Here is a 14,461-nt window from a genome sequence, read left to right on the forward strand (position 1 = left end):
CTCCTTGCTACTTTTTCAGTAGCGGTCTAGCTTGATTGCTACTTAATTGATAGCAGTCGGAGGCGCATCATGACACAACCGCGTATCGAGCCGTTGCAACCGCCGTTCCCCGAAGACCAGCAAGCCGCGTTCACCCGGATCATGCCGACCGGCGTGGAGCCGCTGAAGCTGTTCCGTACCATGGCGCATAACCCGCGGGTGCTGCAGCGCTTCTTCGCTGGCGGCTTGCTGGACCGCGGCAGCATCGCCCTGGAGGACCGTGAGTTGCTGATCCTGCGCACCACCGCGCGCTGCGGCGCGGAATACGAGTGGGGCGTGCACGTGGCGTTCTATACCGGCAAGACCGGCTTCAGCGAGGAGCAACTGGCCGACACCTGCCGCGCAACACCGGACGCTGCGTTGTGGAGCCCCGCGCAGCGGGCTCTGCTGGCGCTGGCGGACAGCCTGCACGACAGCTCGACCGTGAACGACCAGCTGTGGGCGTGGCTGAGCGAGCACTTCAGCGCTGATCAGTTGATCGAGTGCCTGATGGTGGTGGGGTTCTACCATTCGGTGTCGTTCGTGGTGAACGGCCTGAAGGTGGAGAGGGAAAGCTACGGCGCGCGTTTTCCCGTCTGATTACTCGTCGCGGCCTTCCAGCATGGTGCGCCGCAGCATCACGTAGATCGCCCCGGTGCCGCCGTGGCGTGGCAGGCAGGAGGTGAAGCCGAGTACCTGCGGGTGCTGGCGCAGCCAGGTATTCACGTGGCTCTTCACCATCGGGCTGCGGCCATCGACGCGAGCGGCCTTGCCATGGGTGACACGGACGCAGCGGATCTCGAAACGAGTGGCTTCGGCGATGAAGTCCCAGAGGGTTTCGCGGGCGGTCTCGATCTTCATGCCGTGCAGGTCGAGGCTGCCCTCGAAGGCGATCTGGCCGGCCTTGAGCTTGCGGATCTGGCCTTCCTGGACGCCGTCGCGGGCCCAGTAGAGTTCGTCTTCGGGGCCGACGTCGATGACGAACTGGTCGGACAGGCCGTCCACCCGGATGTTCTCGGTGCGCACGGTCGCGTTCTGCCGCAGCTCCTTGAGCTGCTTGCGGTCGGCCTTGGGCTTGCCGGTGTCGGCCTGGTCCACGGTGATGCGCTTGACGCCGCGCATCTCGCGGGCGAACTGGGAAAAATCGTCGTCTTGCATGCGCACCTCCTCGAAGAGCCGCGCAGTCTAACGGATCGTGCCGGTCCTACGGAAATTCGCCCAGGAATTCAGTTGCGGCGCTTCATCAGTCGCGGCGACAGGCTCAGGCCGTCGCGGCCACGGGCACGGCGGCGGGCGGCGCGCCAGAAGGTGACGCCCAGCCAGAGACATAACAGGCCGATGACCAGCAGCACGGCGCCAGCGCCCGGTTCGATGTGCAGGACGCCCACCGCGGGCTGGCGGCGGAGCAGGGCGGCGACGCCGGCCATGCTGGACAGGATGCCGAAGGTGGCGATCACCGCGGCAATCGCGGCGGCAAAGCGCCAGCGCCAGCGCCCCGGTCGTTTCGGGCGCAGGCTGGGTGGGTCGAACTTCTCGGTCATCTTCATCCCGACTTCCTCATCTGTTGAACGAGGCTATGACCGGTGGGGAGGGGTGGGGTTCCAACCCCAGGGTCGGGAAGCGCGGCGAACCCGCTGGGTGAGCGGGTTCGCGGGCTTTCGCGCCTAAGCTGAGCCTAACCCCGGGCGCTTGTCGCTGCCGCCCGTCGGGACGAGTGGCTTCAGACCAGCGCCTGGGCCTGTGCGACCACGGCGGCGAAGTTGTCGCCCAGGGCAGCGATTTCCGCGCGGTGCAGGTCGCGGGCGGCGAGCACGCCACCTTCGGGGGTGGGGATGTCGCGGGTGGCGCAGGCCGCGTCCACCAGGGTGCAGCGGTAACCGTAGTCCTTGGCAGCGCGGACGGTGGTGCTGATGCTGGAGTGGGTCATGAACCCGCAGACGATCAGGTCCAGGCGGCCGCTGGCCTGCAGGCGGTCATGCAGGTCGGTGCCGGCGAAGGCGTTGGGCAGGCGCTTGTCCACCACCACCTCGCCAGGCAGTGGAGCCAGCTCCGGCAGGAAGCGGCCGCGCGGGCCCTGCGGGTCGAGCAGGCCACCGACCACACCCAGGTGATGCACATGGACGATAGGAGTGCCCATGTTCCGGGCCGTCTCCAGCAGCAGGCGAATCTGCGCCACCGCCGCGTCCAGGTCAGGCAGGGCGAGCACGCCGCTGCGGTATTCCTCCTGGGCGTCGATGATCAACAGAGTGCTCTGGCGCAGGGTGGCCGGCGGATATCCGCGCCCACTGATCTGCAGCATGCTGAGCGGATGGGACATGTCTGGACTCCTGTAAATGCATGTTCACTCATTGTGGGCCGTAACGCGTCCGCTGTGAATCTTTGCGAACTCGCGCCAAAGTGGTATTGGCATTCTTCTCAGGAACCGCCCGGAGGCGCCCCAGAGCCCCCGCGTTCCGCTAGAATGCGCCCCTTTTTGCGAGCTGCGAGGACTGCTGCCGTGACCGAATCCCGTTTGCTGACCCTGCGTGACCACATCCGCTGGGCCGTCAGCCGCTTCCACGCCGAGGAACTGTTCTTTGGCCACGGTACCGACAACGCCTGGGACGAAGCCCGCCAGCTGGTGCTGGGCGCGCTGCACCTGCCCTGGGAAATGGCCGATGCCTACCTGGACTGCCGCCTCGAGGACGAGGAGCGCGACTACCTGATGCACCTGCTGCGCCGGCGCATCGAGGAGCGTGTGCCGACCGCCTACCTGCTGGGCGAAGCCTGGTTCTGCGGCATGCCTTTCGTGGTGGACGAGCGCGTACTCGTGCCGCGCTCGCCCATCGCCGAGCTGATCGAACGCCGCTTCGAGCCCTGGCTGGCGGCCGACCCGGCGAGAATCCTCGACCTTTGCACGGGTTCGGGCTGCATCGGGATCGCCTGTGCCAGCGCCTTCCCGGACTCCGAGGTGGTGCTGGGCGACCTGTCGTTCGATGCCCTGGAAGTGGCCAACATCAACATCGAGCGCCACGAGCTCGGCGAGCGCGTCTATACCGTGCAGGGTGATGGTTTCGAAGGCCTGCCGGGCCAGCGTTTCGACCTGATCGTGTCGAACCCGCCCTATGTCGACGCCGAAGACTTCGCCGACATGCCGGCCGAATACCACCACGAGCCCGAGCTGGGCCTGGCCTGCGGCAACGACGGGCTGGACCTGGTGCGGCGCATGCTGGCCGAGGCCGGGGACCACCTGACCGAACGCGGCACGCTGGTGGTGGAAGTGGGCAACAGCCAGGTGCACGTGGCGGCCCTCTACCCTGAAGTGGACTTCACCTGGCTGGACTTCGAGTACGGCGGCCACGGCGTGTTCCTGCTTTCGGCGCAGCAGTGCCGCGAGCATCAGGAGCTGTTCAGGTCGCGGATCAAAGCCTGAATGAACCTGTAGGAGCGGGCCATGCCCGTGATCGCGCCCATGGGGCGCTCCTACAGGGAATCGCCACGCCTCAGTGCGTGGCGATCCAGATCAGCAGACCGGCCTGGAACACGGCGAACACCGTCAGGCAGGCAATGGTGAAGCGCAGGCTGGTGTCGTCGCGGCGGAAGGTCTCGATGCGCTGTTCCAGCCGGCGGATTTCGTTGGACTGGGTGGCGAGGTTCTGGTCGGCCTGTTCCAGCATGGAACCGGCCTCCAGCAGCGGCAGTATCTGCACCTTCTCCTTGTGCCAGTCGTCATACAGCTCGCTGACCCGGCCGACGCTGTAACGCGCCTTCAGCAACCGCGAGTCTTCGTAGATCACGTCGAAGCCCTGGGCGCGCAGGAAGTGGTCGCGGCGCTGCCGGGCCTCTTCGTTGGGCGTGTCCTTCATCGCCAGCGCGCCGCCCTCGACGCGGTAGTGTGACCACTTCTTTTTCGCCCAGGCCACCCCCTGGGCCAGCAGGAAGCGCCCGAGGCCGCGGTTCAGCGGATCGGTGGCAAAGCCTGAATCGGCGCCAAAGCGCACTTCCTTGTTGCGGTGGTCCGCCCAGACCTCCAGCAGGTTCACTTCCTTGCGCAGCACCTGGCCGGGCACCTGAACGGTCAGGCGCAGCAGGCTCTGCTCGGCGTTGTGGCGTTCCACCCGGCCGAGCTGGACGAAGCGCAGCGGGCGCGCACCGGTGCTGCGGTCGGTGGGCAGCGGCGCCAGGCGCAGCAGGCGATAGTGTTCCGGCGCCAGCTCGGCCCACGGGTGCGGGCGGGCGGCGGCCTCGTCGGCGGCGACGGCGGTCTGTTCGGCTTCAGTCATGGGGATCTACCTCGGGGCCTGGTGTGCGTGACCAGGGCTCTCCCGTGGTTTATCGACGCACCGGCGGATTTCTTGAGACGTTCGCTCCAGATTCCGCCAGCGTGCCACCGGGCAGGTTCTGCGCCTGCCGGATGAAAGTCGTGACGTGCTGTACCAGCTCGCGGGCCAGCGGCAGGTTGGGGTTGTTGTAGGAGGCGAGCTGTTGCGGACCGCTGGTCGGAACGATGCGCAGGATGTGGTTCATCCCCGAGATCAGGTGGAAGTCGCTGTCGGGCTTGGCGCGCTTGAGTGCCTGGGCATCCTCGACGCCGACCTGGATATCGTTGGTGCCCTGCAGGATCAGGGTGGGCAGCTTGAGCGTGGCGAAGGCGCGGGCCGGGTCCTGGCGGAACAGCGAGATCAGGTACGGCTGCACGCTGGGGCGGAACAGCACTTTCAGCGGCTCCGGCACCCTGGGCTGCAACTGCCCGGCCTGCAGCCTGTCGATCAGCTGGTCGGCTTGCGCCAGCAGGGGCGGGGGGAGGCGGCCCTGCAACTGTTCGCGCAGCACATCGCCGATCGGGCGGGCGCTGCCGGCCAGGGAAACCAGCGCCTCGGCATGGGTTTGCGGTGCGGCGAGGCTGGCGATCAGCGCGCCTTCGCTGTGGCCGATGAGCACCTGCCGGCCGAAGCGCGGGTCGTGGGCCAACTTGTCGCTCCAGGCCACCACGTCGCCGACGTAGGCCTCGACGCTGAGCTCTTCCTCGCGCGGCGCTGCGGGCAGGCTGCGGGCCACGCCGCGCTTGTCGTAGCGCACGCTGGCGATGCCGTTCTCCGCCAGTGCCTCGGCCAGCTTGCGCAGGTAGGCGTTCTGCCCTCCCTCGGGGTTGTTGCCGTCGCGGTCGGTGGGGCCGGAGCCGGCGATCAGCAGGGCCACCGGCGGTGGAGTGTCAGTCTGTGGCAGCAGCATCGTGCCGCGCAGCACGCCGTGACCTGTGTCCAGGTCATAGGGGCGTTGCAGGATGCTGGTGGGGGCTGCCTGGGCGAAGGAGGAAATGAGCAGGAAGCAGAACAGGGCGAGACGGCGCATCGATGACTTCAGGATGGGGCTGATGGCGCTTTGATCCTCACGGGCCGCGAAGGTTCGCAGGGCGGATTGACGCAGGTATACTGCTCGGCCTTTTCGAATCCTAGTCTTTTCGCGGAGCCTCGCATGTCCGGCAACACCTACGGCAAGCTGTTCACCGTCACCACCGCTGGCGAAAGCCACGGCCCGGCGCTGGTCGCCATCGTCGACGGCTGCCCGCCCGGCCTGGAGATTTCCCTGGAAGACCTGCAGCGCGACCTGGACCGCCGCAAGCCCGGCACCAGCCGCCACACCACCCAGCGCCAGGAAGCCGACGAGGTGGAAATCCTCTCTGGCGTGTTCGAGGGCAAGACCACCGGCACCCCGATCGGCCTGCTGATCCGCAACACCGACCAGAAGTCCAAGGACTACTCGGCGATCAAGGACCTGTTCCGCCCGGCCCACGCCGATTACACCTACCACCACAAGTACGGTGTGCGTGACTACCGTGGTGGCGGCCGCTCCTCGGCGCGCGAGACCGCCATGCGCGTAGCGGCCGGCGCCATCGCCAAGAAGGTGCTGGCAGGCATGGGCATCAGCGTGCGCGGCTACATGAGCCAGCTCGGCCCGATCGAAATCCCCTTCAAGACCTGGGACAGCGTCGAAGAGAACGCCTTCTTCAGCCCCGACCCGGACAAGGTGCCGGAGCTGGAGGCCTACATGGACCAGCTGCGCCGTGACCAGGACTCGGTCGGCGCGAAGATCACCGTGGTCGCCGAAGGCGTGCCGCCAGGCCTGGGCGAGCCGATCTTCGACCGCCTGGATGCCGAACTGGCCCACGCGCTGATGAGCATCAACGCGGTGAAGGGCGTGGAAATCGGCGCCGGCTTCGCCAGCGTCGCCCAGCGCGGCACCGAGCACCGCGACGAGCTGACCCCGGAAGGCTTCCTGTCGAACAATGCCGGCGGCATCCTCGGCGGCATCTCCTCCGGCCAGCCGATCGTCGCCCACCTGGCGCTCAAGCCGACCTCCAGCATCACCACCCCCGGCCGTTCCATCGACGTGAACGGCAACCCGGTGGACGTGATCACCAAGGGCCGCCACGACCCGTGCGTGGGCATCCGCGCGACCCCCATCGCCGAGGCGATGATGGCCATCGTGCTGCTCGACCACCTGCTGCGCCATCGCGCGCAGAATGCCGACGTGAAGGTCGGCACTCCGGTCCTCGGTCAGCTCTGATCGACCAGAACCTTCCGCGAATCACCCGATTCGCGGAAGGTTCGTCGCGCCGCCGATGATGCAGGTCCCTTACTGGCGGCTGTCCAGTTTCTACTTCTTCTACTTCTGCCTGCTGGGCGGGACGGCGCCGTTCCTCGCGCTGTATTTCCATCACCTGGGCTTCTCCAGCGCGCGCATCGGCGAGCTGGTCGCCATCCCCATGCTGATGCGCTGCGTGGCGCCGAACCTGTGGGGCTGGCTGGGCGACCGCAGCGGCCAGCGGCTGGCCATCGTGCGCTTCGGCGCGGTGTGTACGGCGCTGTGCTTCGCCGGCATATTCCTCGGCCACAGCTATGCCTGGCTCGCGCTGATCATGGCCGGGCACGCGTTCTTCTGGCACGCGGTGCTGCCGCAGTTCGAAGTGATCACCCTGGCGCACCTGAGTGGGCGCACCGAGAGCTACAGCCGTATTCGCCTGTGGGGCTCCATCGGCTTTATCTGCACTGTGGTCGGCCTCGGCTGGCTGTTCGAGTTCGCCAGCCTGGACGCCTATCCGCTGGCGTTGCTGGCGATCATGCTCGGCATCGTCGGCGCCAGCTGGTGGGTGCCGAACGCCCAGCCGCCGGCGCGGCAGGACGAAGCCAGCGCCGGTGGCTTCCGTCAGCAACTGCTCAAGCCCGGCGTGCTCGCGTTCTACCTCTGCGTGTGCCTGATGCAGCTGTCCCACGGCCCGTACTACACCTTCCTGACCCTGCACCTGGAAGCGCTCGGCTATGCCCGTGGGCTGATCGGCCAGCTCTGGGCGCTGGGCGTGGTGGCCGAGGTGCTGCTGTTCCTGGTCATGCCGCGCCTGCTCAAGCGCTTCTCCCTGCGCCAGGTGCTGGTGGCGAGCTTCCTGCTGGCGTCCTTGCGCTGGCTGCTGCTGGGTACGCTGGCCGGGCACCTGCTGGTGTTGCTGTTCGCCCAGTTGCTGCACGCGGCGACCTTCGGCAGTTTCCACGCCGCCGCTATCCACTTCGTCCAGCGCAGCTTCCAGGCGCGCCAGCAGGGCCAGGGCCAGGCGCTCTACGCCGCACTGGCGGGGACCGGTGGCGCGCTCGGCGCGCTTTACTCCGGCTACAGCTGGGGTAGCCTTGGCCCGGCCTGGACCTTTTCCATCGCCAGCATCGCCGCGCTGGCCGCCGCCTTCATCATCTGGACCCGTCTGAACGAGGACCCGCATGAACGACACCCGTGAACAGCTGACCCGGCAGATCATCGACGCCGGCCGCTTCCTCTATGGCCGTGGCTGGTCGCCGGCCACCAGCAGCAACTACTCGGCGCGCCTGGCGGCCGACCGCGCGCTGCTCACCGTCTCGGGCAAGCACAAGGGCCAGCTTGGCGAGGACGACGTGCTGGAAACGGATCTATCCGGCAACAGCCTGGAGCCGGGCAAGAAGCCTTCGGCGGAAACCCTGCTGCACACCCAGCTCTACGCCTGGCGCGCGGAGATCGGTGCGGTGCTGCACACCCATTCGGTCAACGCTACCGTGCTGTCGCGACTGACCGCCGGCGACCGCCTGGAGCTGGAGGACTACGAGCTGCAGAAGGCCTTCAGCGGCGTCACCACCCACGAAGGCCGCGTGACCGTGCCGATCTTCGACAACGACCAGGACATCGCCCGACTGGCCGCCCAGGTGCAGCCCTGGCTCGATGCGCATCCGGATTGCCCCGGTTACCTGATCCGCGGCCACGGCCTGTACACTTGGGGCCCACGCATGGCCGATGCCCTGCGCCAGATCGAAGCCTTCGAATTCCTCTTCGAATGCGAATTGAAAGTCTTGAGCCTTCGCGGCGGCACGCGCTGAGCGAATCCGGCCCGCTTTTGCGGAAACAGCCCAGAAGGATAACGACCATGAGCAGCCTGACCGTCTACCACGAATCCAACCCCGAGCAGCCACTGAAGCTGCTGACCCACGCCGAGGACATCGCCTCCACCCTGGGCGAGCTGGGCGTGCGCTTCCAGCGTTGGGCGGCCAACGCCCCCATCGTCCCCGGCGCCAGCCAGGAAGAAGTGATCGCCGCCTACCAGCACGAGATTCGCCGCCTGCAGGAGGAGGAGGGTTACGTCACCGTCGACGTGGTCAGCCTCACCGCCGACCATCCGCAGAAGGACGAGCTGCGCGCCAAGTTCCTCGACGAGCACCGCCACGGTGAGGACGAGGTGCGTTTCTTCGTCGCTGGTCGCGGGCTGTTCACCCTGCACATCGAGGATCACGTGTACGCCGTGCAGTGCGAGAAGAACGACCTGATCTCGGTGCCTGCCGGCACCCGCCACTGGTTCGACATGGGCGAGCGTCCGCACTTCGTCGCCATCCGCCTGTTCAACAACGCCGAGGGCTGGGTCGCGAAGTTCACCGGCGACGAGATCGCCAAGCGCTTTCCGTTGCTGGAAGACTGATTCTTTCGCCCCGGCGTTGCCGGGCGTTCCTTGCTTTTCGTAGGACCGAGGGGGACGCCTAGTCCTTGCTCGCGAACGCACCGCGCTGCTGCATCTGTTCGCGAGCAAGCTCGCTCTTACCGCCATATCCCCCCGCCTGTGCCAGGGGCGGGCAGCTGGAGTTTTCATGCCCATCAAAGCCATCCTCACTGACATCGAAGGCACCACCAGCGCCGTCAGCTTCGTCTTCGACGTGCTCTTCCCCTATGCCGCCGCGCATCTGCCGGACTACGTGCGCGAGCATGCCGCCGAGCCTGCCGTGGCCGAGCAACTGGCCGCCGTACGTGCCGACAGCGGCGAGGCGAACGCCGACACCGAACGCTGCATCGACATCCTCCTCGGCTGGATCGCCGAAGACCGCAAGGCCACGCCGCTCAAAGCGTTGCAGGGCATGGTCTGGGAGCAGGGCTACCGTGCCGGCCAGCTCAAGGGTCACGTCTACCCGGACGCCGTCGACGCGCTGCGTCACTGGCACGCCGAGGGTTACCAGCTGTACGTCTATTCCTCCGGCTCGATCCAGGCGCAGAAGCTGATCTTCGGCTGCTCCGAGGCCGGCGACCTGTCGCCGCTGTTCTCCGGCTACTTCGACACCACCAGCGGGCCCAAACGCGAGGCTGATTCCTACCAGCGCATCGCCGCTGCCATCGGCCTGCCGGGCGAGGAAATCCTCTTCCTTTCCGACGTGGTCCAGGAGCTGGATGCCGCACAGCAGGCCGGCCTGCAGACCATCGGCCTGGCCCGCGAGGGCGGCGTGCTGGATGGCCACGACACCGTGGCCAGCTTTGCGGTGATCGACCCGGCGCGGGTCTGAGCCCTCCGTTGGCCACGCCCGTGCCGTTGCGGCGCGGACGGCTATGCTGATCAGGCCGACAATCGCATAGAGGGATCTTCTATATGGGTTCGACCCTGAGTGGCCTGATCAGCCTGATCATCTTTGCCCTGGATATCTGGGCGATCATCAACGTGGTGAAGAGCAACGCCGAGATGTCGATGAAGATCATCTGGATCCTGGTGATCGTCATCCTGCCGGTACTGGGCCTGATTATCTGGGCGGTAGCGGGGCCGCGGGGGAATGTGAAGATCTAGTTGCCGTACCGCTCCCTGCAGGGCGCCCCATGGGCGCTCCTGCAGGGTGCTCCTCAGCCAAACCGATAATGCATCCGCACGCAGCCTGGCTCGATGACCTTGGCCGACAGCAGCGTCGGTGATACCCGCAGGCCGGTGGCGGGGAACAGCGGGAAGCCGCCGCCGATGATCTCCGGCATCACGTACACCTCCAGCTCATCCAGCGCCCCGCGCTCGAGGAAGGCCATTTGCAACTGGCCGCCGCCGAGCATCCACACGTCGCCATCCTCCAGCGCTCGCAGCTCCGCGACCAGCGCGTCGACATCGCTGCGGATTTCCAGCGGGCCCTTCGGGTCGTCGATGGGGCGAGAAGTCACCACCAGCACACGCTGTTCGCCGTAGGGCCAGGGACCGGGATCGGCGGCGAGGAAGTCGTAGGTCGCACGGCCCATGACGACGGTGCGAATGCGCTGGAGGAACAGGCCGTAGTCATGTTCGCCCAGCTGTAGCTGATCATGCTTGAACAGCCAGTCCAGACCGTGTTCCGGGGTGGCGATGAAGCCGTCGAGGCTGCTGGCGATGTAGCCGAGAATACTGGCCATGTGGGGTCTCCCTGGGTAAGCTTGGTGCCAATATATAAATGAATGTTCATTTATAAAAGAGGATGGCATGGCTCGAACCAAGACGGTGAGTGACGAAGCGATACTCGACGCCGCCATGGCGCTGATGGTGCGCAAAGGGCCGGAGGCGGTGACCTTCGCCGCCGTGGGCTGCGAGGTCGGGCTGTCCGCCGCGACGCTGGTGCAGCGACACGCAACCAAGGCCGAGTTCCTTCGCGCCGTGCTGCTGCGCGCTTGGGACCAACTTGATGAGCAGACCGCGCGCCTGGACGAGAGCGCCGAACTGAGCCCGGAAGGCGCCGTGCAGATGCTCGTGGCGATGTTCCCGGTGGGTGAGGGCGAGACGGATTACGCCGAAGGCTTGCTGATCCTGAGGGAAGACATGCGCGATCCGCTGTTGCGAGAGCGCGGTGCGCAGTGGGGCGCCACGTTGGCCAAGGCATTGGGGCGGCGCTTGAGCGATGATCCGCAGCGGCAGCCGATACTCGGCCGGCTGATGGCCAGCCAATGGCAGGGCGCGCAGCTGTGGTGGGCCTTCGAGCGCCAGGGCGATCCGGCCGGCGCCATCGGCGCAGAGCTGCGGCGCTGGTGCGACGTCGTGCTGAAGGCGGAAAGGGTTGCGGGATAGGGCGCAGGGATAGAGACTCGTTCGATGCATTACTGCCTGATCGAAACAGACCTCGGCTGGTTCGGGCTCGCCTGGAGCCCGCAGGGGATCACGCGCGCCTATCTGCCGGGTGACTCCGTGCACAGCGTGCGCGAGCGCTTCGACAAGCTCGGCAGCGAAACTGCCCACTGGCCGGCGTTCATCGACGAGGCGCGCCAGCTGATCCTGGGGTATGCGCGGGGCGAGGCAGTGTCCTTCGGCAATCTGCCACTGGACCTTTCCGCGGTGAGCGATTTTCACCGCCGGGTCTACGACGACATTCTCCAGCTGGGGCGCGGTGAAACCACGACCTACGGCGAGATCGCCCGGCGACTGGGCGATGTTGGCTTGTCCCGTGCGGTAGGGCAGGCGATGGGCAGCAACCCGATCCCGCTGATCATTCCCTGTCACCGTGTGCTCGCCAGTGGCGGCAAGACCGGCGGCTTCTCCGCGCCGGGCGGAAGTACCTCGAAGATGCGCATGCTGGCGCTGGAAGGTTTCGAGGACCCGCAGGCAGCGCAGACCGCCTTCGATTTCTAGGCAGGATTCTCCTGAGCCGACTGCAGCTAAGCCGACTCCAGCGCGCCTTCCAGGCGTAGCAACAGTTCCTTGCGCGGCAGGCCGCCGGCGTAGCCGGTGAGGCTGCCGTTGCTGCCGATCACCCGGTGGCAGGGGACGATGATACTGATGGGATTGGCGCCGTTAGCTGCGCCCACCGCCCGAATTGCCCTGGGCCGGCCGATGCGCCGTGCGAGTTCTGCATAGACGGTGGTGTAGCCGTAGGGGATTTCCAGCAGCGCCTGCCAGACCTGGCGCTGGAACTCGGTGCCGCCAGTATTGAGGCGCACATCGAAGCGCTGGCGCTTGCCGGCGAAGTACTCGTCCAGCTGTCGCGCAACCTCGTCCAGCAAAGGACTGCCCTGTTGCCAGTCAGGCTCGGGATAGTGGCGGGTCTCCAGGTCCATGTAGAGCATCCGCAGGCCGCCTTCGTCGCCGGCCAGCAGCAGGCGGCCGGTGGGGCTGTCGTGGTAGCGGTAGTGCATGGTCATCCTCCGGTGCGGCCGGCCTGGGAATAGGCGTGCCACAGATAGACGGCGGCGTAGGCGCGCCATGGCCGCCAGGCTTCGGCGCGGCGTTGCAGTTCGCGGGCGGTGATGCCTTCGGCGCCCCAGACGGGCGATTTGAGCAGGCCCAGGTCGGCGGCGGGGAAGGCATCCGGGTCGCCGAAGGCCCGCAGGGCGACGTACTCCGCGGTCCATGGGCCGATGCCGGGGAGGGCGCAGAGGCGTTTCACCAGGTCATCGGCGCCGTCGTCCACGTGCAGCGCCAGCGCGCCGCTGGCGCAGGCGGCAGAGAAACGCTGCAAGGTTTCCACACGTTTGCCGGGCATGCCGATACCGGCGAGGTCGGCTTCGGCCAGGGCTTCGGGCGTGGGGAAAAGGCGGGTTGGCTGGCCTTCGGCTTCTCCTGGCAACGTCTCGCCCAGACGCTGCACCAGCCGCCCGACGATGGTCACCGCCGCTTTTACCGTGACCTGCTGGCCGACGATGGCGCGCACAGCCTGCTCGAACGGGTCGAACGCGGTGGGCAGGCGCAGGCCGGGGGCTTGCAGCAGGAGCGGGCCGAGGACGGCATCTTCGCCCAGGTGCCCGGCGATAGGCGCGGGATCGCTGTCCAGGTCGAACATCTTGCGCACCCGCGCCGTCAGCGCCTCGGCGTGACGGGGCGGCAGGTGCAGCTCCAGTTCCAGCTCGGCGCAGTCATCCAGCGGCGTAACGCTGAACCAGCCGCTGTCCGCGCCCAGCCGGACGCTGCGGGCGTAACGCCGGGGCGACAGGCATTCGACTCCGGCCAGGCTGCGCAGGGCGAAGTGCTCGTGGAACTGCTGCCAGTCCCAGGGGGCCCGGTAGGGCAGGCGGATGGTGCGGGAGTCGGTGGCTGTGTTGTTCATGCGGCGACCTTACCTGTTGCGCGGCGGGCTGTCCTCCCGCGCCTGACTTTCAAACTGTCGCGCTCAGGCTGTTTATATGGAAGGCGCCGACAGCAGGGTTCGACCTGTCATCTTCCGGCACGTAGAATGCGCGCCTCTTTCGGGGCGGCCCGGCCGTCCCCTCCTAGTGTCTTGTCCCGACGGGAGCCCACTGCATGCACGATTACCAGGAAACCCTCTACGACGGCTATGGCCAGCGTTTCAGCGTCGACAGGATGCTCCACGAGGTGCGCACCGAGCACCAGCACCTGGTGATCTTCGAGAATGCCCGCATGGGCCGGGTGATGGCGCTGGACGGCGTGATCCAGACTACCGAGGCCGACGAGTTCATCTACCACGAGATGCTCACCCATGTGCCGATCCTCGCCCATGGCGCGGCCAAGCGCGTGCTGATCATCGGCGGCGGCGACGGCGGCATGCTGCGTGAGGTGTCCAAGCACGCCAGCGTCGAGCACATCACCATGGTCGAGATCGACGGTACCGTGGTCGACATGTGCAAGGAGTTCCTGCCCAACCATTCCCAGGGCGCCTTCGACGATGCGCGCCTGAACCTGGTGATCGACGATGGCATGCGCTTCGTCGCCACCACCACGGAGAAGTTCGACGTCATCATCTCCGACTCCACCGACCCGATCGGTCCGGGCGAAGTGCTGTTCTCGGAGAACTTCTACCAGGCCTGCCACCGCTGCCTGAACGAAGGCGGTGTACTGGTGACCCAGAACGGCACGCCGTTCATGCAGCTGGACACCGTGCGCAACACCGCTGGGCGCATGAACGGCCTGTTCACCGACTGGCACTTCTACCAGGCGGCCGTGCCGACCTACATCGGCGGCTCGATGACCTTCGCCTGGGGCTCGACCAACCCGGCGCTGCGCAAGGTTGACGTTGCCACCCTGGCCCAGCGTTTCGCTGCAAGCGGCATTCAGACCCGCTACTACAACCCGGCCATCCACCAGGGCGCCTTCGCCCTGCCGCAGTACGTGCTGCAGGCCATCGGCAAGCCGGCCAACGACTGATCCAGCGCTGCCCGCCACGCCCCGCGCGTGGTGGGCAGGGGCGCAATGCCCCGGATTGCCCGTCCTTCGGGACATTTTCTTCACATGCCGGCCGGCACTATC

At 66.9% G+C, this 14,461-nt stretch carries 19 protein-coding genes; 11 read left to right on the forward strand and 8 right to left on the reverse strand.

All coding sequences use genetic code 11. From position 1 onward, the window contains the following. Positions 1 to 69: 69 nt before the first annotated feature. Entirely contained in the window at positions 70 to 618 is a 549-nt protein-coding gene (locus IB273_RS00275) for a carboxymuconolactone decarboxylase family protein (RefSeq protein WP_192222923.1), read from the forward strand. Here the strand turns inward: IB273_RS00275 and IB273_RS00280 are convergent, their stop codons facing one another. The 3 genes from IB273_RS00280 to IB273_RS00290 form a co-directional block, all read right to left on the reverse strand. Further along, positions 619 to 1,176 (reverse strand): Smr/MutS family protein, encoded by a 558-nt coding sequence (locus tag IB273_RS00280; protein ID WP_151186519.1) that lies wholly within the window; start codon positions 1,174 to 1,176, stop codon positions 619 to 621. A 68-nt stretch (positions 1,177 to 1,244) separates the two neighbouring features. After that, the gene (locus IB273_RS00285) at positions 1,245 to 1,565 is read right to left on the reverse strand and encodes a hypothetical protein (RefSeq protein WP_151186520.1); all 321 of its coding nucleotides are present in this window, start codon (positions 1,563 to 1,565) and stop codon (positions 1,245 to 1,247) included. Between the two features lie 173 nt (positions 1,566 to 1,738). After that, positions 1,739 to 2,335: a cysteine hydrolase family protein gene (locus IB273_RS00290; protein WP_081520633.1), complete on the reverse strand. Its 597-nt coding sequence runs from the start codon at positions 2,333 to 2,335 to the stop codon at positions 1,739 to 1,741. Positions 2,336 to 2,515: 180 nt separating this feature from the next. Between IB273_RS00290 and prmB the strand changes: the two genes are divergently transcribed. Then, entirely contained in the window at positions 2,516 to 3,430 is a 915-nt protein-coding gene (gene prmB, locus IB273_RS00295) for a 50S ribosomal protein L3 N(5)-glutamine methyltransferase (protein ID WP_139791696.1), read from the forward strand. A 70-nt stretch (positions 3,431 to 3,500) separates the two neighbouring features. Here the strand turns inward: prmB and IB273_RS00300 are convergent, their stop codons facing one another. Continuing rightward, positions 3,501 to 4,280, reverse strand: coding sequence for a hypothetical protein (locus IB273_RS00300; RefSeq protein ID WP_151186521.1), 780 nt, complete (start codon positions 4,278 to 4,280; stop codon positions 3,501 to 3,503). 49 nt (positions 4,281 to 4,329) lie between these two features. Further along, positions 4,330 to 5,349: an alpha/beta hydrolase gene (locus IB273_RS00305; protein WP_192222924.1), complete on the reverse strand. Its 1,020-nt coding sequence runs from the start codon at positions 5,347 to 5,349 to the stop codon at positions 4,330 to 4,332. A gap of 123 nt (positions 5,350 to 5,472) precedes the next feature. Here IB273_RS00305 and aroC point away from each other — a divergent pair, with 123 nt between their 5' ends. From aroC to IB273_RS00335, 6 genes are all read left to right on the forward strand, one after another. Continuing rightward, positions 5,473 to 6,564 (forward strand): chorismate synthase, encoded by a 1,092-nt coding sequence (gene aroC / locus IB273_RS00310; protein WP_081520629.1) that lies wholly within the window; start codon positions 5,473 to 5,475, stop codon positions 6,562 to 6,564. Between the two features lie 55 nt (positions 6,565 to 6,619). Then, the gene (locus IB273_RS00315) at positions 6,620 to 7,780 is read left to right on the forward strand and encodes an MFS transporter (RefSeq protein WP_192222925.1); all 1,161 of its coding nucleotides are present in this window, start codon (positions 6,620 to 6,622) and stop codon (positions 7,778 to 7,780) included. Further along, positions 7,764 to 8,390: a methylthioribulose 1-phosphate dehydratase gene (locus tag IB273_RS00320; protein WP_151186524.1), complete on the forward strand. Its 627-nt coding sequence runs from the start codon at positions 7,764 to 7,766 to the stop codon at positions 8,388 to 8,390. Before IB273_RS00315 ends, IB273_RS00320 begins: the two co-directional genes overlap by 17 nt. Before the next feature lie 47 nt (positions 8,391 to 8,437). Further along, a complete protein-coding gene (locus tag IB273_RS00325) occupies positions 8,438 to 8,983 on the forward strand; it encodes a 1,2-dihydroxy-3-keto-5-methylthiopentene dioxygenase (RefSeq protein WP_024765430.1) in 546 nt (181 codons plus the stop codon). 166 nt (positions 8,984 to 9,149) lie between these two features. Next, a complete protein-coding gene (gene mtnC, locus IB273_RS00330) occupies positions 9,150 to 9,833 on the forward strand; it encodes an acireductone synthase (protein WP_192222926.1) in 684 nt (227 codons plus the stop codon). An 83-nt stretch (positions 9,834 to 9,916) separates the two neighbouring features. After that, positions 9,917 to 10,108, forward strand: coding sequence for a PLDc N-terminal domain-containing protein (locus IB273_RS00335; protein ID WP_045208647.1), 192 nt, complete (start codon positions 9,917 to 9,919; stop codon positions 10,106 to 10,108). 53 nt (positions 10,109 to 10,161) lie between these two features. On the opposite strand, the gene IB273_RS00340 is transcribed toward IB273_RS00335, so the two are convergent. Further along, positions 10,162 to 10,689, reverse strand: a complete 528-nt coding sequence (locus IB273_RS00340) for a dihydrofolate reductase family protein (RefSeq protein WP_192222927.1) — start codon at positions 10,687 to 10,689, stop codon at positions 10,162 to 10,164. 67 nt (positions 10,690 to 10,756) lie between these two features. On the opposite strand from IB273_RS00340, the gene IB273_RS00345 reads away from it, so the two are divergent. Next, positions 10,757 to 11,335: a helix-turn-helix domain-containing protein gene (locus tag IB273_RS00345; RefSeq protein WP_081520624.1), complete on the forward strand. Its 579-nt coding sequence runs from the start codon at positions 10,757 to 10,759 to the stop codon at positions 11,333 to 11,335. Positions 11,336 to 11,359: 24 nt separating this feature from the next. Continuing rightward, positions 11,360 to 11,893, forward strand: coding sequence for a methylated-DNA--[protein]-cysteine S-methyltransferase (locus IB273_RS00350; protein ID WP_192222928.1), 534 nt, complete (start codon positions 11,360 to 11,362; stop codon positions 11,891 to 11,893). A gap of 26 nt (positions 11,894 to 11,919) precedes the next feature. Here the strand turns inward: IB273_RS00350 and IB273_RS00355 are convergent, their stop codons facing one another. After that, positions 11,920 to 12,396: a methylated-DNA--[protein]-cysteine S-methyltransferase gene (locus tag IB273_RS00355; protein WP_081520622.1), complete on the reverse strand. Its 477-nt coding sequence runs from the start codon at positions 12,394 to 12,396 to the stop codon at positions 11,920 to 11,922. Between the two features lie 2 nt (positions 12,397 to 12,398). Beyond that, positions 12,399 to 13,304, reverse strand: a complete 906-nt coding sequence (locus tag IB273_RS00360; RefSeq protein ID WP_192222929.1) for a DNA-3-methyladenine glycosylase family protein — start codon at positions 13,302 to 13,304, stop codon at positions 12,399 to 12,401. A 194-nt stretch (positions 13,305 to 13,498) separates the two neighbouring features. On the opposite strand from IB273_RS00360, the gene speE reads away from it, so the two are divergent. Beyond that, positions 13,499 to 14,359 carry a polyamine aminopropyltransferase gene (gene speE / locus IB273_RS00365; RefSeq protein ID WP_081520620.1) on the forward strand — a complete coding sequence of 287 codons (861 nt, stop codon included), beginning with the start codon at positions 13,499 to 13,501 and terminating at the stop codon, positions 14,357 to 14,359. Positions 14,360 to 14,461: the final 102 nt, after the last annotated feature.

The sequence above is a fragment of the Pseudomonas sp. PDM19 genome, from assembly GCF_014852215.1.
Lineage (GTDB): Bacteria > Pseudomonadota > Gammaproteobacteria > Pseudomonadales > Pseudomonadaceae > Pseudomonas.